Here is a 20,306-nt window from a genome sequence, read left to right on the forward strand (position 1 = left end):
AAGCGAGCCGGGTTCTACTTCTTCAACTGGTCGCGCAATGCGGCGAGCTTGGCGAAGGGCGAATCCGGGTCGAAGCGCACCGGGCGCTCCTCGCGCGGCTTGGGCTGGAAGGCCGGCTTGCCGCCTTGCGGACCACCTTTGGCATCCGGCCTGCCACCCTTCCAGTCGGGACGGCCCTCACGGCGGTCGGGACGCTCGCCTTGCGGCCTGCCGTCACGCCGCTGTTCGCCTTCGGCCTGCGGCTTGGGTTTGAATTTCGAGCGGTCGAAGCGCGGCTTGCCGGCTCCATCGCGCCGGCCTTCATGGGCAGGCCGTTCTCCGGGTGCAGCTACGGCCGGTGCGCCGGCGGTATCCACGGGTGCATCGCTTCGGCCGCGCGCTTGTCCGTTGCGTGGGCGATTGTTCCTGCGGCTGTCGTCGCGGTTGCGCGGGCGCTGTTCGAAGCGGCCCTGACGCCACAACAGGATGGGTTTTGGCGCTTCGGCTTCTGGAGCGGGTTCGCCGGCGGCAGCTTCAATCACCGCTGCAGGTTCGTCCGGCGCGGCGTCCGTTGCGGGCGCGGCATTTGACACCAGCTCGGCCGTTGCGGCTTCTTCTGCCGCTGCAACTTCGATCTCGGCAGTCTCAGTCTCTGCCTGCGGTTCAACCGGCGCCGGTTCGGCGACGTCGGGCGCAGCCTCGGCTACAGGCGCTTCGTCTTGCACGGTTTCGACAGGAGCGTCCGCCTGTTCTTCCACGGCAGGCGCAGCAGGTTCAGCCGCGGCGTCGGGGGTGATTTCGGCGGGAATTTCGGCCGCCGTTTCCGAAACGGCCACTGCGTCCGATGCCGGCTCCGACCCTTCGATTGCTGCCTCTGCTGCGGCATCCGTTGCCGCGGCTTCGGCCGCTTTGGCCTGCTCGGCTCGTGCAGCCTCTTCCGTCGCAAGCTTCGCCACCGCCGCTTCGCGCGCGGCATTGTCCTGTGCTTCGAGCCGCGCCTTGACCTCGACGGCCGGCTTCGGCTCGGCACGATAGCCGAGACCCTTGAGGATTTCTTCCATGTCGTCGGCGGTGGCGCCGAGGATCGACATCATCGGCGGCGTCACCATGAAGGACTGGCCGTCATAGGCGCCGTCCGGGCGCTGACCGAGGCCGGGCTTCCAGTTGGTCGCCGGACGGATCAGATCCGCCAGCCGTTCCAGTATGTCGATGCGCACGGCGCGACGGCCGAGATTGCGGTAGCCGGCAAGCTTGTAGAACGTCTTGTCGAAAGCAGGGTCGATCACCACCGAGGTGCGACCCGAGGCGAGCGCATGGACCACGTCGCCAAAGCCCGGCTTGTCCTTGCCGTCGTTCTTCAGCGCCCACAGCAATGTCACCAGCCCGGCAGGCGCCGGCTTGATCAGCGCCGGCACGAAGACATGGTAGGCGCCGAAGCGCACGCCAAGCCGGCGAAGGGCGGCGCGGCCTTCCTGGTCGAGCGACTTCATCTCCTCGGCGATGTCGCGGCGGTTGATGAGGCCGAAATTCTCGACCAGCTGGAAGGCGATGCCGCGGCCGATGCCAGAAATCTGGTCGGCGTTCCTGAGGTCGACCAGCGGCTTCAGCAGCGACTCGATCTGGAAATTGACGAATCGCTCTGCACGCGCGGCGACCTTGTCGCGCGCCGGGCCGGTCAGCTGTTCGTCGGCCAGCAGCACCAGGCGCGGCTTCAGCGCGTCTTCGCCTGATACCAGCGTGCCGATCGGCGCGCCGATCCAGCGCAGCGTACCATCCGAGCCAAGCGCGATGTCGCCATTGGCCGAGGCGCCGAAGCGTTCGGCGCGCGCTTCGAACTCGGCGGCCAGCGCCTTCTGGGCGGCGGTGCGCACCGCCTTGGCGTCTTCGCCGCCGGCGGTCTGGTCGGCGGTGAAGCGGAACCCTTGCAACTCGCCGACATGGTGGCCTTCGACAAGGACGGTTCCGGTAGGACTAATTTCGGCTTCGGGCATGGTATTTTCTCTAAGGCGCCGCATGAGGACGGAAGTCCTGCGGTCTACGAAGCGTTTCGTCAACCGCTCATGCAGCGCATCCGACAATCTGTCTTCGATTTCGCGCGTCTTTTCCTGCCAGTGTGCCTGATCGGCCAGCCAGCCGGGCCGGTTCGACACGAATGTCCAGGTGCGGATCTGGGCAATGCGATGCGACAGCGTGTCGATATCGCCCTCGGTGGTATCGGCGCGGCGCACCTGCTCGGCCATGTAATTCTCGTCGACATGGCCGTAGCGTGCGAGGTCCGTGTAAATGGAAGCGATGAGGTCGGCATGCTGCGCCGGCGCGATCCTGCGGTAGTCGGGCAGCGCGCAGGCTTCCCACAGCAGCGCCACGCGCTTGGCATTGGTGGTGAGTGCGCGAATGTCCTCGTCGCGCGATAGATGCTCGAGCGCCTGTGCATCGACGGCAGGCAATGCCCGCGTCAGTCCCTCGACGGGGGCGTTGGTCTCGATCGAGCGCTTCAGCGCGTCGAGGCTGGCAAAGTCGAAATGCGCGGTGCGCCACTGCAGCACCTTCACCGGATCGAAATCGTGGCCTTCGATCTTCTTGATCAGCTCTTCGTCCAGCGGGTCGACCTGGCCGGTGACACCGAACGTACCGTCACGCAGATGCCGGCCGGCGCGGCCGGCGATCTGGCCGAGCTCGGCCGCGGTCAGGTTGCGATACTGGAAGCCGTCGAACTTGCGGTTCTGGGCGAAGGCGACGTGGTCGAGATCGAGGTTGAGACCCATGCCGATGGCATCGGTGGCGATGAGATAATCGACATCGCCGGACTGGAACAGCGCCACCTGGGCGTTGCGGGTGCGCGGCGAGAGCGCGCCGAGCACAACGGCGGCACCGCCCTGCTGGCGGCGGATCAGCTCGGCGATGGCGTAGACCTCGTCGGCCGAGAAGGCGACGATCGCCGTGCGCCGCGGCAGGCGGGTCAGCTTCTTGGAGCCGGCATAGGCAAGATGCGACAGCCTCGGCCGCGTCACCACCGAGACACCCCTCAGCAGGCGCTGCAGAATGCCATGCATGGTGGCTGCACCGAGCAGCAGCGTTTCCTGGCGGCCGCGCAGATGCAGGATGCGGTCGGTGAAGATGTGGCCACGCTCGAGGTCGCCGGCGAGCTGCACTTCGTCGATGGCGACGAAGGCGGCGTCGGTCTCGCGCGGCATGGCCTCGACAGTGCAGACCGAATATCTGGCGCCCGGCGGCTGGATCTTTTCCTCGCCGGTGATCAGCGCCACTTTGTGGGCGCTGACCTTTTCGCAGACACGGGCGTAGACCTCGCGCGCCAGCAGCCTGAGCGGCAGGCCGATGATACCACTCTCATGCGCCACCATGCGCTCGATTGCGAGATGGGTCTTGCCGGTGTTGGTCGGCCCGAGCACGGCGGTCACGTCGCGGCCCGACAGGATCAGCGGCTCGGTGTGTTTGGGCTGGATGTTCATCAACCTAGAATAAGGCTTCTGGGACCTGGAAATAAGGCTTCTTGGCCTCTGGTTGTCGGGAGCGTGCCTCAAATGGCGCGTATGACAGGCGACACATAGGGATTTCGGGCGCGAAGCGAAAGCGGAATGTTCCGCCGGCGGCCAGAAGGTGGTTTTGTCAAGCTTTCAACCGGCTGCGGATTAACGGATAGAACGAGTCTGGAACGAATCGGCGACGAATCAGTGACTCCTGCAGATTCAGCTTTTGTTCACGGCTACATGTGGATTTCGCGACCGCGAGTCGCACCACATGCTGAATCGCTGAACTGGCCCGTTTCATGCTAAGAGGGCGTTGCCGTTAACCTTTGCCTGGAACCAATCACGGTGGCTTGGCGCGCCTCGATCAACATTGTTGATCTTTCTTAACCTGCGTTAAGCAGTTGGGCAGGCGATTCCGGCTGTCGTCGTTAACGTTCAGCTCATAGCCGGAACGAATCGGCGACGAATCGGCGATGGCGTAATTTTCCCGATTTGTTCAGCCCAATATCTTGTGTTGTGAACAGTTTATCCACCGAGAATCCACAGGTTGCCAGGGAGCTTTTGCACAGGGCGGCTGCCGGCTGTTAACCTTCGCGTGCCGAATTGGGTCAGCTACGGTCGCGAGCACGTCAAAGGGACCGTGCCGGAAACGGGCCGGTGTGCCGGCCCGTCGATCTCCTACATCGCCACGTCATCAGGCGAAGTATTGGCCACCGTTGGCCGTGATGGTCGAGCCGGTGATGAAGCCGGCATCTTCGGATGCGAGGAAGACGACGCAGCGCGCGATCTCTTCCGGTTCGCCGAGGCGGCCGACGGGGATTTGCGGGATGATGCGGTCGTTGAGCACCCTCTCGTCGATCGCCTTCACCATCTCGGTGGCGATGTAGCCAGGGCAGATGACGTTGACGGTGATGCCCGCGCGAGCTCCCTCTTGAGCGAGGGCTTTGCTGAAACCGATGTCGCCAGCCTTCGCGGCGGAATAGTTGACCTGGCCGGCCTGGCCTTTCTGGCCGTTGATCGACGAGATGGTGATGACGCGGCCGAACTTCCGGTCGCGCATGCCGCTCCACAGCGGATGCGTCATGTTGAAGACGCCGGACAGGTTGGTGTCGATGACCTCTTTCCACTGCTCGCGCGTGATCTTGTGGAACATGGCGTCGCGGGTGATGCCGGCATTGTTGACCAGCACCGAGACCGGGCCGAGATCGGCCTCGACCTGCTTGATGCCGGCGGCGCAGGAATCATAGTCGGCGACCGACCATTTGTAGACCGGAATGCCGGTCTCGGCCTTGAATTTCGCCGCTGCGGCGTCATTGCCGGCGTAGTTCGCGGCAACCGAATAGCCGACGGTCTTCAATGCGATAGAGATCGCCGCGCCGATGCCGCGCGATCCGCCTGTGACGATTGCTACCTTGGTCATGCATTTCCCCTTTTTTTGATACCGCCCTGTTGTCGGGCTTGGCAGGCACTGAATACAGAACGGGCGGCTCGCGCCGCCCGTTAGCGAGTTCTTCAGAGTGCTTCGATGCACATGGCGACGCCCATGCCGCCGCCGATGCACAGGGTAGCGAGACCCTTCTTGGCGCCGCGCCGGCGCATCTCGAAGACCAGCGTGTTGAAGACACGGGCGCCGGAAGCACCGATCGGGTGGCCGATGGCGATGGCGCCGCCATTGACGTTGACGATCGAGGGGTCCCAGCCCATGTCCTTATTGACGGCGCAGGCCTGCGCGGCAAAGGCCTCGTTGGCCTCGACCAGGTCGAGATCGCCGACCGACCAGCCGGCCTTTTCCAAGGCCTTGCGCGATGCTGGAATCGGGCCGGTGCCCATGATCTGCGGATCGACGCCGGCGGTTGCCCAGGACACGATGCGTGCCAGCGGGGTGATGCCGCGCCTCACCGCTTCCGCCTCGCTCATCAGCAGCGCGCCGGCGGCGCCGTCATTGATGCCGGAGGCGTTGGCGGCGGTCACCGTGCCGTCCTTGTCAAAGGCCGGCTTCAGCTTGGTCATGGCGTCGAGCGTGGCGCCATGGCGGATGTATTCGTCCTGGTCGACAATGGTGTCGCCCTTCTTGCCCTTGAGTGTGACGGCGACGATCTCGTCCTTGAACTTGCCGGCCTTTTGCGCGGCCTCGGCCTTGTTCTGCGAAGCCAGCGCAAACTGATCCTGGTCTTCGCGGGTGATCTGGAACTGACGTGCCACGTTTTCGGCGGTGTTGCCCATGTGATAACCGTTGAAGGCATCCCACAGCCCGTCCTTGATCATGGTGTCGATCAACTTGAAGTCGCCCATTTTGACGCCGGCGCGCAGGTGCTGGGCATGGGTCGAAAGCGACATCGATTCCTGGCCGCCGGCGACGATGACCTTGGCATCGCCGGTGGCGATCTGCTGCATGCCGAGCGCAATGGCACGCAGGCCCGAGCCGCAAACCTGATTGAGGCCCCAGGCTGTGGTTTCCTTGGGCAAGCCAGCATTGATCGATGCCTGGCGGGCCGGGTTCTGGCCTTGCGCGGCGGTCAGCACCTGGCCGAGGATGACCTCGTCGACCTCGCCTGGTTCGACACCGGCACGTGACAGCAATTCCCTGATGACAACGGCACCGAGCTCATGCGCCGGGGTGGCGGCAAAGGCGCCGTTGAAGGAGCCGACCGGCGTGCGCGCCGCGCTGGCAATGACGATGGAAGCGGACATTTTCTTCTCCAGACTTCAAGGGTGTCGTTCTGTCGTTAGGGACTTTTCTTGCCCTTTCCCAACCCCAAGTCAAACCGGAAATAGGCAGGGCGCCCATGCGCCGCAAGCAGGTCGTGCCTTGCCATGGCGGCCATTCGTCCATTGCTGCGCAGCATATTTTGCCTGCTATGCAGCATTTAGTGATCCCGCACTGCACAAACTGCTTGGAATTGTGAAGCTTTTGCGCATATCCTCAAAAAAAAGGCACAATCGTTATCGGCGGCTTGCTCAGAGGCGCGCCGGTGTCCCCGGGAGGATGTAGATGGCCGCTAAAGACGATCCGATCATCATCAAGAAATACGCCAATCGCCGCCTCTACAACACCGGCACCAGCACCTATGTGACGCTCGAGGACCTCGCCGAGATGGTCAAGAAGGGCGAGGAGTTCACCGTCCAGGACGCCAAGACCGGCGACGACATCACGCATCCGGTGCTGACCCAGATCATCTTCGAACTGGAGAACAAGGACGGGCAAAACATGCTGCCGATCCCGTTCCTGCGCCAGCTCATCGCTTATTACGGCGACCAGATGCAGATGATCGTGCCGAGCTTCCTCGAACAGTCGATGCTCGCCTTTTCCAAGGAGCAGGAGCGCTTTCGCGAGCAGATGAAGGGGGCGATCGGCAAGTCGCCGCTCGACATGATGAAGATCACTACGCCGATCAAGGCGCTGGAGGAACAGACACGCCGCAACATGGAAATGTTCCAGAATGCGATGCGGCTGTTCACGCCGTTCCCGCCCGCCGGCACCGCGCCGGCCGCCGCGCCGTCGCCCGAGCCGGCCAGGAAGGAAACACCTGACAAGCCCGACGATCTTCAGGAACTGAAGGACCAGATCGCGGCCATGCAGCGCAAGCTCGACACGATGTCCTGAGCTTAGCGCTCTTCGATCTTACGGCAGCACGCCCTCATAGCGGCCGCGCGGCCTGATGACACTTCGGCTTGTTATCTGTTCGACCGTGTGCGCTGCCCAGCCGACGCTGCGTGCGAGCGCAAACAGGCGGAACGGCGTATCGCGCGGCAAGCCAAGGCTGCGCGTCAGCGCGGTCAGCCCAAAGTCGATGTTGGGAAGCGCGCCGGTCGCCGCAAAGGCAGCGTCGCGCAGCAACGATAGTGTGCCGTCAACCTCGATCACCGACAGAAGCGCTGCCCCTCGGGGGTCGCCGTCGGGATAGAGCTGATGACCGAATCCCGGCAGCGGCCGGTCATGGCTGAGCCAGCGCCGAATCGCCGCATCGGCGCCATGCCGCGCCGCATCCTCGGCCAGTTGCATCACCGCCTCGCCGGCGCCGCCATGGCGAGGACCGGACAGCGTCGCGAGCCCAGCCAGCAGGCAGGCGGCCAGCGGCGCGCCGGTCGAGGCTGCGACGCGCGCAGCGAAGGTGGACGCGTTCAGTTCATGATCGGCAAGCAGGACAAGCGCGCGGCGGATCGCATCGGCGCCGCCGGCATCCACCGACCAGGCCTGTGCCAGCCGCTGATGGACGGGATCCGGTCCTGCCGGTGCGCCCAGCGCGCCGGCCAGCACGCCGACCGCGTGCGCGGCGTCGGCATGCAGCGAGGCGGCGCTGCGCCCAAGCGATGGGCGCCCCTGGCCGGCAAGCACGGCAAGTCGCGCAAAGGCCGCAGCCCGGCCAGCTTGATGGGGTGCGTCCGGCAATGGTGCTTCGAAAGCCACCGGTTCCGGCAGAGCCCAGAGAACGGCGGCGGCTTCTTCCAGTGTGGCGTGCCCGGAGAGCACCGCGGCGTCCTGCCCGCGATAGATGAGCCGACCGTGCGAGACGGTCGAGATCGCCGTTGCGATCGAGGGCTCGCCCCAGGCAATGGCGCTTTCAGCGATGGCTGATGGGCTCCGTCCGCGCGCCCTCCGCGTTGCCAGCGCTTCTATATCGTCGGCACGATACTGGCTGCGGCGCGGATCGGCGCGGTCGGGCCGCATGCCGATGCGCCCACGGCTGACATAGGCGTACAGCGTCTGCGCCCGCACCTTGAGCCTCTCCAGCGCTTCTTCCCTGGACAACCACTCCGACATATCGAACCCCAATATTGATTCTATTGATCAAGATTGATGGAAACGTTGCCCATCTCTATCTCCGATCTGGAAATGCTTCAAGGAGACAGGCTATGGCGAATGGGCTCGATGACGTGGTGGCGGCGGAAACCGTGCTTTCCGATGTGGATGGTCTTGGCGGCCGTCTGACGATCCGAGGTCATTCGCTGCCCGAGCTGGCCGGCCGCTGGGACTATGCTCAGGTGATGCGCCTGCTGCTCGACGGCTTCTTCGACGACCTTCCCGCCGACGCGAAGCTGACGGGTGAGCTGGGCCAGGCACGTGCTGAGGTGTTCGAACGGCTTTTACCCTCGTTGCCCCGGCTGGCGTCGCTCGATGTCTACAGCGCCATGCGCGCCGGCATGGCGCTGCTGCCCGACGGCGAGACCTTGACCGACGCCTTGCTGCTCATCGCAGCGCCCGCCGTGCTGACGCCGGCCCTGCTGCGCCTGCAGCGCGGCGAGCAGCCGATCGCGCCGGACAGCCGCGCCCATCATGCCGCCGACATGTTGAGGATGCTGAGCGGCAACGCCGCCTCCCCAGCACTGGCGAAGGCGCTCGACACCTATCTGGTGACCGTCTGCGACCATGGTCTCAATGCATCGACCTTTGCGACGCGCGTGGTGGCCTCGACGCAGGCCGGCCTGACATCCTCCGTGCTGGCCGGGCTCGGCGCACTCAAGGGGCCGCTGCATGGCGGGGCGCCCGGTCCGGTGATCGAGATGCTGGATGCGATCCAGGCGCATGGCGATGCCGCCGGCTGGCTTCGCGACGAGATCGCGCACGGCAGGCGCATCATGGGCTTCGGCCACCGCATCTACCGCGTGCGCGATCCGCGCGCCGATGTGCTGAAGTCCGTCGTGCGGCAACTCGGCGGCGAGGGCGAAACCGGCCGCCGGCTGGCATTCGCGGAGACAGTGGAACAGGTAGCGCTAGACGTGCTGCGGATCGCCAAGCCGTCGCGCTCGCTGCAGACCAATGTCGAGTTCTACACCGCGCTGCTGCTGGAGGCGGCGGGCTTTCCGCCACAAGCTTTCAGCAATGTCTTTGCCACCGGGCGCGTCGCCGGCTGGATCGCGCATGCGCGCGAGCAGCAGACGATCGGGCGGCTGATCCGCCCGCAGTCGCGCTATGTCGGGCCTGTGCCGGAGCTGGCTGCCTGAGGCTTATCGGCGCCTGGCGAGCGACCGGCGATCCAAACGATATCCTCCTGGTGAGCGGCCGTGTGGCCGCTTATGACGAAAATTTCATCTCGCCCACAAATCTGGCCGCTGTTATTGCGTCGTATTGAGCATATATGCTGCACTGCAACATAGATGCATTCTTGCCGTAACCAGAGGATTCCGCCCTTGGCCGCCAGAAAAACCGCAGTCATCACCGGCTCCACATCGGGCATTGGCCTGGCCATCGCCCAGGCGCTGGCGGCCGAAGGCCGCAACGTCGTCGTCAACTCTTTCTCCGACACGACCGCCGACCACGCCATGGCCGACGCAATTGCCAAACAGTATGGAGTGAAGACCGCCTACATCAAGGCCGATATGTCGAAACCGGCGGAATGCCGGGCGCTTGTCGCCAAGGCGGCCGAAACATTCGGTTCGGTCGATATCCTGGTCAACAATGCCGGCATCCAGCATGTCGCGCCGGTGGAAGAGTTCCCGATCGAGAAATGGGACGCCATCATCGCCATCAACCTGTCGTCGGCATTCCACACCATTGCAGCCGCCATTCCGCTGATGAAAAATGCCGGCGGCGGGCGGATCGTCAACATCGCCTCGGCACACGGCCTGGTCGCGTCGCCGTTCAAGTCGGCCTATGTCTCGGCCAAGCACGGCATCATGGGATTGACGAAGACCGTCGCGCTCGAACTGGCGCGCGAAAAAATCACCTGCAATGCCATCTGCCCGGGCTATGTGCTGACGCCGCTGGTCGAGGCGCAGATCCCCGATCAGATGAAGGCCCATCAGATGGACCGCGAGACCGTCATCCGTGAGGTCATGCTGGACAAGCAGCCGACCAAGGAATTCGTCACGGTGGAGCAGATCGCGGCAGCGGCGGTGTTCCTGTGCTCGGACGCGGCAGCGCAGATCAACGGCACCCATCTCTCGGTAGATGGCGGCTGGACCGCCGCGTGAGGCGCGAAATCTTCTCATCTACCCAAAACGAACCAAGGACGACGCCATGACCAAAAACGGCAAGGCGGAGGAGACGAAGAAGATAAACGTCGCACTTCAGGGCGGCGGCTCGCACGGGGCCTTTTCCTGGGGTGTGCTCGACCGGCTGCTGGAGGACGGCAGGCTGGAGATATCAGCAGTGTCCGGCACCAGCGCCGGCGCCATGAACGCGGTGGCGCTGGCCGACGGATATGTGCGCGGCGGTGTCGAAGGCGCGCGGCAAAAACTTGACGATTTCTGGCGCGCGGTGGCGGCCAAGGGCCGGTTCAGCCCAGTGCAGCGCATGCCGTGGGATGTCGCCTGGGGCAACTGGTCGATCGAGAATACGCCTGGCTATGTCTTCTTCGACACCATGTCGCGCGTGTTCTCGCCCTACGTCGCCAATCCGCTCGGCCTTAACCCGTTGCGCGACGTGGTGGAGCAGGAGATCAATTTCGACAATGTCCGCGCCTGCAAGTCGATGGAACTGTTCATCTCGGCGACCAATGTCGAAACCGGACAGTTGCGCGTCTTTTCCGACGGCGAGATCGACCTCGACGTGGTGATGGCTTCGGCCTGTCTGCCGCAATTGTTCCGCGCCGTCGAGATCAAGGGCGTGCCCTACTGGGACGGCGGCTATGGCGGCAACCCGGCGCTCTATCCGTTTTTCAAGACCGCGGCGACCGAGGATGTGCTCCTGGTGCAGATCAATCCGGTGGTGCGGGAGGGAACGCCAAGGAGCGCCAACGAGATCCAGAACCGCATCGACGAGATCACCTTCAACGCCGGGCTGCTGCGAGAATTCCGCTCGATCGCCTTCGTCAAGGAACTGATCGCCGCCGGCCGTCTGCCGCATGGCGAATATCGCGACATCCGCATGCACCGCATCGATGCCGACGAGGCGTTCAAGGACCTGTCGGCGTCGTCGAAGGTCAATGCCGAATGGGCGTTCCTGACCTATCTCAGAGATCTCGGCCGCACAGCCGCCAGCGACTGGCTGGAAGAGAATTACGACGCCGTCGGCAAGCGACCGACGCTCGATCTCTCCGGTGAACTCGATGACGGCTTCAAGCCGGTGCGCGGTCCGGCACCCGGCCGGCGGGTCAAGGAATTCCTCGCTGTGCGCAAAAATCCGGAGGTGGTTCGCCGTCGGGCCTGAACTGAAACCCGATACAGCTGGTTTCATCGAGCTTTCAAGGTTAGGTCGATCACCCTGATCAGGGCAGCGGCCGCCTGCCGCTGTCCCTCCGGATCTCTGATCCGCGCCTTCATGCCTTCCAACCCGTCGAGCAGCATGTCGGCGAGCAGTTGTGTCGACAGGCCCCTGGCCGCCAGGTCGACGCCGTTCCTGGCTGCCTCCCCCTGGATCGCGGCGGCAATATGTTCGCCAAGCCCGCCGCGCCAGCAGCCGACCAGATCGCCAAGGCTCGATTTCATATCCAGCAATTCGGCGCCGTGCGGCGAGGCAACGACCGCGCCCATCATCGAGATGAATGCCTCATCGATGGCCCGCATCATGCGCTCGGTGAAAGGGCCATCGCCGGATAGGGCAATCTTTGCCGCCTCGACCGAGCGCGACAGGATCATCATGGCGATGGCGCGGAAAATGTCGGTCTTGTTCTTGAACAAGAGATAGAGCGCCGGGCGCGACATGTCTGCGGCGCGGGCGATGTCGTCCATGGTGGTGCGGGTGAAGCCATAGGCCAAAAACACCTTCATCGCGCCATCCAGGATACGGACGCGTTTGGGATCTGTGGCGGCGATGTCTTCGATCTGGTTCATGGAGCAATTCTATCCTGCAAAATCCTATTTGACAAAATGACGAAATTTGTCAATCTGTATTGGGCCAAACGGCCGAGGGGACGCTTCGCCCTTGGCAGTGGACGACAACAAAGGGTATCCCCATGCGCCTTACCGTCGACGGTCAGTCTTTCGATATCGATGCCGATCCTGACATGCCGCTGCTGTGGGCGCTGCGCGATCTCATTGGCAAGACCGGGCCGAAATTCGGCTGCGGCATCGCCGCCTGCGGCGCCTGCACGGTGCATGTGGACGGTCAGCCGGTGCGTTCCTGCTCACTCCCGGTTGGGCAGGTCAGTGGAGCTGTCACGACCATCGAAGGCATCGGCACAGCAGGCGGACTGCATCCGGTGCAGCAGGCATGGCTGGAGGAACAGGTCGCGCAATGCGGCTACTGCCAGGCCGGCCAGATCATGAGCGCGGTGGCGCTGCTCGACGAGGTCGCCGACCCGAGCGATGCCGACATCGACAACGCCATGGGTGGCAATCTCTGCCGCTGCGGCACCTATCCGAAGATACGCTCGGCCATCAAGAAGGCCGCGGCGCTCAAGACGGCGGGGCTCTGACCATGGCCAGTGTCGGAAAGATCGCCCGCCGCACGTTTCTGATCGGCGCTGCCGCCGTCGCGGGCGGCGTTGCCGTCGGCTACTACTATTATCGCAAGCCTTTTCCGAACCCGCTCGAGGCCGAGCTCGGCAAGGGCGAGGCGACCTTCAACCCCTATGTGAAGATCGGCGCCGACAACACCATCACCATCGTCGCGCCGCGGGCCGAGATGGGGCAAGGCATTTCGACGACGCTCGCCGTCATGGTCGCCGAAGAACTCAATGTGAGCCTCGACCGGGTCAAGGTCGAGCACGGCCCCGCCTCCCATGCCTATTACAACGCCGCGATCCTCGAAGAGGGCGGTCCGTTCGCCTTCTTCGACGAGAGCATGACCGCGCAGGCGGTGCGCTCGGGTCTCGGTGTGGTCGGCAAGTTCCTTGCCCTGCAGGGCACCGGTGGTTCGGCTTCGACACGCGACGGTTTTGACAAGATGCGGCAAGCGGGTGCAGTCGCCCGGCAGATGCTGATCGCGGCTGCGGCGCAAAAACTCGGTGTCGCCGCCGCCGATCTGGAAACGGCCGACGGTTCGATCCTGCACAAAGCGTCCGGCAAGTCGCTGACCTATGGCGCGGTCGCCGCGGCCGCCGCCGCGATGGCGCCGCCGGCCGAAGTCAGGCTCAAGGACCGGGCCGACTGGAAACTGCTGGGAAAGCCGCAAAAGCGCATCGACATGCTGGCCAAGGTGACCGGGGCGCCGATCTTCGGCATCGATGTCAGGCTGCCGGACATGGTCTACGGCACGGTCAAGATGAGCCCGCGCTTCTGGTCGGCGCCGATCAAGGCGGACCTCTCGAAAGCCGAGAAAATGCCCGGTGTGATCAAGATCGTGCCGCTGGAGACGAATTACGGCCATGGCTTCGGCATCATCGCCGACAACACATGGGCGGCATTCAAGGCGGCCGAGGCGATCGATGCCCAGTGGTCCGATCCCGAATACCCGCTCAGCAGCGCCGCTATTTCAGATGTCCTGAAGCAGGCGCTCGGCACCAAGGGGTCGGTGATGCGCGACAATGGCGACGTCGACACCGCCTTTGCCGACGCGCCGCGTGAAAGGATCGTCGAGGCCGACTATGCGGTGCCCTATCTGGCGCATGCGACGATGGAGCCGATGAACGCCACGGCGCAGCTCAGGGACGGCGCGCTCGACATCTGGTGCGGCAACCAGGCGCCGACCCTGGTGCGGCAGCTTTGCGCCAACGCGGTCGGCATCGAGCAGGACAAGATCACTGTGCACACCACCTTCATGGGCGGCGGTTTCGGCCGGCGCGTCGAGGTTGACTACGCGCTGTGCGCCGCGCTGATGGCGAAGGAGACGGGCGGGCGCCCGATCAAGGTGACCTGGACGCGTGAAGAAGACATGCGCCACGACGCCTACCGGCCGGCCGCTATCGGCAAGTTCCAGGCGCGGCTCGGCGACGATGGCATGCCGGTCGCCGTCGACATGAGGATGGCCTCGCCATCGGTGATTGCCGGCATGCTGCGCCGGCTGTTTCCTTCGATATCGCCGCTCGGTCCCGACAAGAGCATCGTCGACGGTGCCTATGACCAGCCCTACACCATTCCGAACTACCGGGTCAGCGGTATCGCGGCGCCGGTCTCCATCCCTGTCGGCTCCTGGCGCTCGGTCGGCAGTTCGGTCAACGGCTTCTTCCATGAGGGTTTCATGGACGAGATCGCCATTGCCGGAAAAATCGATCCGGTCGAGATGCGCAAGAGACTGATGGCCGCTTATCCCTCGGCGGTGAAGGTGGTGGAGAAAGTCGCCGCGATGGCGAAATGGGGCGAGGCGCTGCCCGCCGGCAAGGCCAGGGGCATGGCCTTCACGCTGTCCTTCGGCAGTTGGGTCGGCGAGATCGTCCAGGTGGCGGACACGCCGGCCGGCATCCGCATCGAGAAGGTGTGGATCGCCGCCGATGTCGGCATCGCGCTCGATCCCGGCATCATCGAGGCGCAGCTGATCTCGGCCGCGATCTACGGCTTGTCGGCGGCGATGGGTCAGGAAATCACCTTCGCCGACGGCATGGTCGAACAGTCGAACTTCCACGATTTCGACGCCATGCGGATTTTCCAGTGCCCGGTCTTCGAAGTCGCTATCTTAGAGAACTTCCACAAGATGGGCGGCGTCGGCGAGGTCGGCACGCCGCCGGCGGCTCCGGCGCTCGCCAACGCCATCTTCGCGTTGACCGGAAAGCGCATCCGCACGCTGCCGCTGTCGAAAACGGTGGCCTTCGCATGAAGAAGCTCCTCATCATGCTGACGCCTGCTGCCATGCTCGTGCTCGCAGCGCCGTTTGCGATCGCGCAAGAGAACCAGATGCCGGCGCCGGCGACCGTCAACGCGGCGAAAGGCCTGTCCGAATGGGACAAGGTCTATGCGGTGTTCTCGCATCCGCGCTGCGCCGACTGTCATGTCGCGGACGAGCGGCCGCGCTGGTCGGGTGCGCATTACGGCGGTACGCGCGTTCACGCCTTCAATGTCCAGCGTGGTGCTGACGGGTCGGGCTTCGGCAATCCGGGCCTGCGCTGCACGACTTGCCATTTCGCCAGCAATTCCAAGGCATTGCACGGACCGCCCGGGGCCGAGAACTGGCATCTGGCGCCAGCCGAGATGGCCTGGTTCGGCAAATCCTCGGCCGAAATCTGCGCCCAGATCAAGGATCCCCTGCGCAACGGCAACCGCAGCTTGAAGGACATCGCGGTGCATGTTCGCGACGACAGATTGGTCGCCTGGGGCTGGGCGCCAGGATCGGGTCGTGAACCAGCCCCGGGCTCCGCCGAAGCAACCTATCAAGCGATCGAAAACTGGGCAGCGGCCGGCGCATCTTGTCCGCCGGCGCAATGATCTTGCAACTTTCAGACTATATTGCGGTGCAACTTTGATGTAGAAGCGCGCTTCGCCGATCACGGCAAATTGAACACGGCTCGGCGCGCACCCATATCGGCGACGCGCCCGCGTTATGAGGACGCTGGCCGAACCCGCAGTGGAAAAAACGACGATGAGAATCAGGTTTCACAAGCTTGCAGCCGTTGTTGTGCTCATTGGTTTCGCGGCGTGGATGGCGACAGGCGAGTTTTCGTCGGTCGGCAGCGTAGCCGCCAACAAAGCCAAGGCAGCCGAAGCCGAACAGGCCAAGGCGCCGGACGCAAGCAAGCCGAAGACGGCGGAAGCCGAGCCTAAGGCACCGCTGCGCACCGTCGCGGTGGTGACGCCGCCACGCAAGACCTATGCACGCGCCATCCGCATTTCCGGGCTGACCGAAGCCGACAAGCGGGCGGTGCTGGCGACGCGCGTCGCCGGTGTCATCGACAAGCTACCTGTCAAGCAAGGCGATCACGTCAAGACGGGGGATCTGGTGCTGATGCTTGCGGCGGAAGAAAAGATCTCGATGGTCGACAACGCCAAGCAGTTGGTGGTGCAGCGCCAGGCCGAGCTGGACGCAGCCTTGCGGCTGATGAAGACCGGCAATCTGCCGAAGCTGCAGCTCGACACCGCGCGCTCGAACCTGACCTCGGCGCAGTCGCTGCTGGAAACGGCACAGGCCGAACTCGACCGCAACGAGGTGAAGGCGCCTTTCGACGGCGTTATCGACCGGGTGCCGGTGGAACTTGGCAGTTCCGTCATGCAAGGCGGCGAGGTGGCAACCATCCTCAAGCTCGATCCGGTGATTGCCCGTGGCGAAGTCAGCGAGCGCGATCTCGGCTATCTCAAGCTCGGCGACAAGGCCACCATACGGCTGGTCAGCGGCCAGACGGTCGAAGGCACCGTGCGCTACATCAGCCGCGACGCCTCGTCGGCGACCCGCACCTTCCGCGTCGAGGTTGCCGTCCCCAATGCCGACGGCTCCGTGCCGGCCGGCATGACGGCGGAAATCGCGCTCAACGCACAGCCGACCGACGCGGTGCTGCTGCCGCGCTCGGTTGTGACGCTCGGCGACAAGGGCGACCTCGGCATCCGTGCCGTCGGCAAGGACAACAAGGTGGCGTTCTTCCCGATCGACCTCGTTGACGACACGCCGACCGGCCTCGTCCTCGGCGGCATACCGGCCGACGCCCGCATCATCGTCGCCGGCCAGGAACTGGTGAAGGAAGGCGATCTGGTCAATCCGGTCGAGGCCGACCAGGCGATCATCAAGAAGCTGCTCGGCGAGGCGACGACCGGCACCCAGTAGCGTAGCACAAGTCGCGACGGACTAGCCCTGGGCGGGGACAATCGGCTGCGACGCAGCTCGTGGAAATTCAAGAACAGGCGTTAGCCATGGATATCGTCAGACTCGCAATCAACAATGCCCGCCTGACCATTTCGGTCCTCGTCTTCCTTCTGCTGGCGGGCTGGGTCGCCTATCAGGCGACGCCAAAGGAAGCGGAGCCCGACGTTCCGATTCCGATGATGTATGTCAGCCTGATCTATCAGGGCATTTCGCCCGAGGATTCGGAGCGGCTTCTGCTGCGGCCGATGGAAAGCAAGCTGAAAAGCCTGAAGGGCCTCAAGGAGATGCGTTCGGCCGCCTTCCAGGGCGGCGGCTACGTGCTGGTCGAGTTCCAGCCGCAGACCAATCTGGCCACCGCGCTGCAGGACACGCGCAGCAAAGTGCAGGACGCCAAGGCCGACCTGCCGCAGGCGGCGGAAGAACCCGTCGTCACCGAAGTCAACATTTCCGAATTTCCCGTGCTCGTCGTCACGCTCTCGGGAAATCTGCCCGAACGCGTGCTGACCGCCGCCGCGCGTGAACTGCGCGACCGCATCGAGGAGGTTCCCGGTGTTCTCGAGGGCTCGCTGCAGGGTGCGCGCGATGATCTCGTCGAGGTCGTCATCGATCCGATGAAGCTGTCTTCCTATGGATTGCAGCTCGATCAGTTGATCGGTGCGGTCGGCAACTCCAACAGCCTGGTCGCCGCCGGCAACATCGAAGGCTCGGAGGGCAAATACGCCGTCAAGGTGCCGTCGCTGATCGAAACGCCGGAGGATGTCGCCGCACTGCCTGTGGTCGCCGGCCCCAATGCCGTGGTGCAGGCCAAGGACATCGCGACGATCCGTTCGACCTTCAAGGATGCCGAGACGGTGACCCGTCTCAACGGCAAGCCGGCCATCGCCATCGAAGTCAAGAAGCGCATCGGCTCCAACCTGATCGACACCATCGCCAAGGTGCGAACGGTGTCCGACGAGTTCGTCAAGTCGATGCCCGAGGGCATGAACGTCACCTACACGCAGGACAAGTCGGTCTTCGTCAACCAGCTGCTCGGCGACCTGCAGAACCATGTGATGATCGCCGTCATCCTGGTGTTCATCGTCATCCTCTACGCGCTGTCCGGCCGCGCCTCGCTGCTCATCGGGCTTGCGATTCCGTCGTCGTTCCTGATCGGCATCCTGCTGCTGGCGATGATGGGCTACACGATCAACATGATCGTGCTGTTCAGCCTGATCCTGGCCGTCGGCATGCTGGTCGACGACGCCATCATCGTCACCGAGTTCGCCGAACGGCGGATGAGCAAAGGCATGCCGAAGGAGGAAGCCTTCGCGCTCGCAGCCAAGCGCATGGCCGGTCCGGTCATCGCCGCGACGATGACGCGCATCGCCGCCTTCTCACCGCTGCTGTTCTGGCCGGGCATCATCGGCGACTTCATGAAGTACATGCCGATCACGCTGATCGTCACGCTGTCGGCCTCGATGCTCTATGCGCTTGTCTTCGCGCCGACGCTGGGTGCGATCTTCGCCAAGGCGCCGCCGCATCATGAGGATGACAATCGCGACGGCTGGTACATGGCGATCGTCAAGCAGGCGGTGCGCTTCCCCATCACCGTGCTGGTGCTGACCGTCGCGCTCTTGTTCGGCGTCGGCTTTGCCTATTCGAAATACGGCGCCGGCGTCGAGTTCTTCCCGAATGTCGAACCGGATTACGGCCTGCTCTACGTGCATGCGCGCGGCAATCTTTCGCTGGCCGAAATGGATACCGCGACCAAGATCGCGGAAGACAGGCTGCTCGGCTGGCCGGGCGTGAAGTCGGTCTACACCCGCGTCGGCAAGACGCAAGGCGGCGGCCAGGATATCCCCGAAGACGTCGTCGGCGTCATCCAGTACGAATTCATCGACTGGCGCGAGCGCAAGGCGGCGAACCACATCCTGGACGATCTGCGCGGCGTCATGGCCGGCATTCCCGGCGTCGATGTCGAGGTGCGCGTGCCGGAAGCCGGTCCGCCGACCGGCAAGCCGATCCAGATCAGGCTTTCGGCCGTCGACCCCAAGGGGCTCGACGACAAGGCCCGTGAGGTTGCGGCGCGCATCGGCAAGGTGCCCGGCGTCATTGATATTTCCGACGGCCTGCCGCCGCCCGGTGTCGACTGGGCGCTCGAGGTCGACCGTGCCAAGGCGGCGCAGTACGGCATCAGCCCAACCTCGGTCGGGACGGTGGTGCAACTGGTGACCAACGGGCTGAAGCTCTCGGAATACCGGCCTGCCGGAGCCGACGACGCGGTCGACATAAGGCTGCGGCTGCCCGAAGACCGGCGCACGCTGTCGACGCTCGACGAACTCAGGGTGCAGACCTCACAAGGCTCGGTGCCGATCTCGAACTTCGTCGTGCGCAAGCCCGAGCCGACGGTCGGCATCCTCAACCGCATCGACGGCGCGCGTACGGTGGTCGTCCAGGCCAACGTCGCCGCCGGCGCTCAGGTCGCGGCTGTGCAGGAGCAGGTCACCAAAGCCGTCTCCGACATGGATCTCGGCAGCGGCATCCGCTGGAAGCTGGCCGGCTCGAACGAGGACAGCGCCGAAGCCAGCGCCTTTCTTAGCAAGGCCTTCGGGGCGGCGATCTTCCTGATCTTCCTGGTGCTCTTGGCGCAGTTCAACAAGTTCACCAGCGTCTGGCTGGTGCTGTCCTGCGTGGTCATGGCGACGATCGGCGTGTTCCTCGGCCTGCTGATAACAGGCGAGACGTTCGGCATCGTCATGTCGGGCATCGGCGTCATCGCTCTGGCCGGCGTGGTGGTGAACAACAACATCGTGCTGATCGACACCTATGACCGGCTGCGTGAAGAAGGCTGGGACAAGGTCGAGGCGGTGCTGCAGACTTGCCGCGAGCGCGCCCGTCCGGTGGTGCTGACGGCTGTTTCGGCCATTCTCGGCGTGCTGCCGATCGCCTTCGGCCTCGGGTTGGAAATCTTCCATCACGAGACGACGATCAACGCGCCGTCGACGCAATGGTGGATTTCGCTGTCCTCGGCGATCGTCTTCGGCCTGTCCTTCGCCACCGTGCTGACGCTGGTGGTGACGCCGTCGATGCTGATCGTGTTCACCCGCGCCAAGGTCAAGCCGGGCGCACGGCGCGGTTGGTTCAGCCGGCTGTTCCGGCGTGGCAAGGGCGAGATTTCCTCGACCGATGCGCAGGGGCAGGATACCGGAGCCGAGCCGGATATCGCCTTTCCGAAAGCCGCCGAATAGACCAATGCCGATTTGACCGCAAAAGGCCGCCCGGAACAACCGGGCGGCCTTTTGCATTGTTCTTGGGCG

The 20,306-nt window shown here is 64.3% G+C and carries 14 protein-coding genes; 9 read left to right on the top strand and 5 right to left on the bottom strand.

Translation table 11 applies throughout. From position 1 onward, the window contains the following. Window positions 1-14: 14 nt before the first annotated feature. From NKI21_RS05820 to NKI21_RS05830, 3 genes are all read right to left on the bottom strand, one after another. Window positions 15-3,449 carry a helicase-related protein gene (locus NKI21_RS05820; protein ID WP_352864880.1) on the bottom strand — a complete coding sequence of 1,145 codons (3,435 nt, stop codon included), beginning with the start codon at window positions 3,447-3,449 and terminating at the stop codon, window positions 15-17. 712 nt (window positions 3,450-4,161) lie between these two features. Further along, window positions 4,162-4,887 (bottom strand): acetoacetyl-CoA reductase, encoded by a 726-nt coding sequence (gene phbB / locus NKI21_RS05825; RefSeq protein ID WP_023814310.1) that lies wholly within the window; start codon window positions 4,885-4,887, stop codon window positions 4,162-4,164. 92 nt (window positions 4,888-4,979) lie between these two features. Further along, the gene (locus NKI21_RS05830) at window positions 4,980-6,158 is read right to left on the bottom strand and encodes an acetyl-CoA C-acetyltransferase (RefSeq protein WP_128305521.1); all 1,179 of its coding nucleotides are present in this window, start codon (window positions 6,156-6,158) and stop codon (window positions 4,980-4,982) included. Window positions 6,159-6,459: 301 nt separating this feature from the next. Here NKI21_RS05830 and phaR point away from each other — a divergent pair, with 301 nt between their 5' ends. After that, complete coding sequence (phaR, locus tag NKI21_RS05835) at window positions 6,460-7,071, top strand: polyhydroxyalkanoate synthesis repressor PhaR (protein ID WP_023814312.1); 612 nt, start codon at window positions 6,460-6,462, stop codon at window positions 7,069-7,071. A gap of 18 nt (window positions 7,072-7,089) precedes the next feature. Here phaR and NKI21_RS05840 read toward each other — a convergent pair whose 3' ends face one another. Next, window positions 7,090-8,229 carry a citrate/2-methylcitrate synthase gene (locus NKI21_RS05840; protein WP_352440947.1) on the bottom strand — a complete coding sequence of 380 codons (1,140 nt, stop codon included), beginning with the start codon at window positions 8,227-8,229 and terminating at the stop codon, window positions 7,090-7,092. 92 nt (window positions 8,230-8,321) lie between these two features. Between NKI21_RS05840 and NKI21_RS05845 the strand changes: the two genes are divergently transcribed. The 3 genes from NKI21_RS05845 to NKI21_RS05855 all read left to right on the top strand — a co-directional run bounded on the left by NKI21_RS05845 (window position 8,322) and on the right by NKI21_RS05855 (window position 11,556). Beyond that, the gene (locus NKI21_RS05845; protein WP_352440946.1) at window positions 8,322-9,410 is read left to right on the top strand and encodes a citrate synthase/methylcitrate synthase; all 1,089 of its coding nucleotides are present in this window, start codon (window positions 8,322-8,324) and stop codon (window positions 9,408-9,410) included. Between the two features lie 153 nt (window positions 9,411-9,563). Continuing rightward, window positions 9,564-10,379: a 3-hydroxybutyrate dehydrogenase gene (locus tag NKI21_RS05850; RefSeq protein ID WP_031213135.1), complete on the top strand. Its 816-nt coding sequence runs from the start codon at window positions 9,564-9,566 to the stop codon at window positions 10,377-10,379. A gap of 46 nt (window positions 10,380-10,425) precedes the next feature. Further along, window positions 10,426-11,556: a patatin-like phospholipase family protein gene (locus NKI21_RS05855; protein ID WP_352440944.1), complete on the top strand. Its 1,131-nt coding sequence runs from the start codon at window positions 10,426-10,428 to the stop codon at window positions 11,554-11,556. A 23-nt stretch (window positions 11,557-11,579) separates the two neighbouring features. Here the strand turns inward: NKI21_RS05855 and NKI21_RS05860 are convergent, their stop codons facing one another. Beyond that, the gene (locus tag NKI21_RS05860; RefSeq protein WP_352440943.1) at window positions 11,580-12,179 is read right to left on the bottom strand and encodes a TetR/AcrR family transcriptional regulator; all 600 of its coding nucleotides are present in this window, start codon (window positions 12,177-12,179) and stop codon (window positions 11,580-11,582) included. A 122-nt stretch (window positions 12,180-12,301) separates the two neighbouring features. On the opposite strand from NKI21_RS05860, the gene NKI21_RS05865 reads away from it, so the two are divergent. The 5 genes from NKI21_RS05865 (at window position 12,302) to NKI21_RS05885 (ending at window position 20,237) form a co-directional block, all read left to right on the top strand. Beyond that, window positions 12,302-12,763 carry a (2Fe-2S)-binding protein gene (locus tag NKI21_RS05865; protein WP_013529191.1) on the top strand — a complete coding sequence of 154 codons (462 nt, stop codon included), beginning with the start codon at window positions 12,302-12,304 and terminating at the stop codon, window positions 12,761-12,763. 2 nt (window positions 12,764-12,765) lie between these two features. Beyond that, entirely contained in the window at window positions 12,766-15,039 is a 2,274-nt protein-coding gene (locus NKI21_RS05870; protein WP_352864887.1) for a xanthine dehydrogenase family protein molybdopterin-binding subunit, read from the top strand. Then, entirely contained in the window at window positions 15,036-15,644 is a 609-nt protein-coding gene (locus NKI21_RS05875) for a hypothetical protein (protein WP_352440941.1), read from the top strand. Before NKI21_RS05870 ends, NKI21_RS05875 begins: the two co-directional genes overlap by 4 nt. A 154-nt stretch (window positions 15,645-15,798) precedes the next feature. After that, window positions 15,799-16,971 (top strand): efflux RND transporter periplasmic adaptor subunit, encoded by a 1,173-nt coding sequence (locus NKI21_RS05880; RefSeq protein ID WP_031213157.1) that lies wholly within the window; start codon window positions 15,799-15,801, stop codon window positions 16,969-16,971. 86 nt (window positions 16,972-17,057) lie between these two features. Continuing rightward, complete coding sequence (locus NKI21_RS05885; protein ID WP_352440940.1) at window positions 17,058-20,237, top strand: efflux RND transporter permease subunit; 3,180 nt, start codon at window positions 17,058-17,060, stop codon at window positions 20,235-20,237. Window positions 20,238-20,306 lie beyond the last annotated feature (69 nt).

Origin of the sequence: Mesorhizobium sp. M0715 (genome assembly GCF_040320355.1) — a bacterium.
GTDB lineage: Bacteria > Pseudomonadota > Alphaproteobacteria > Rhizobiales > Rhizobiaceae > Mesorhizobium.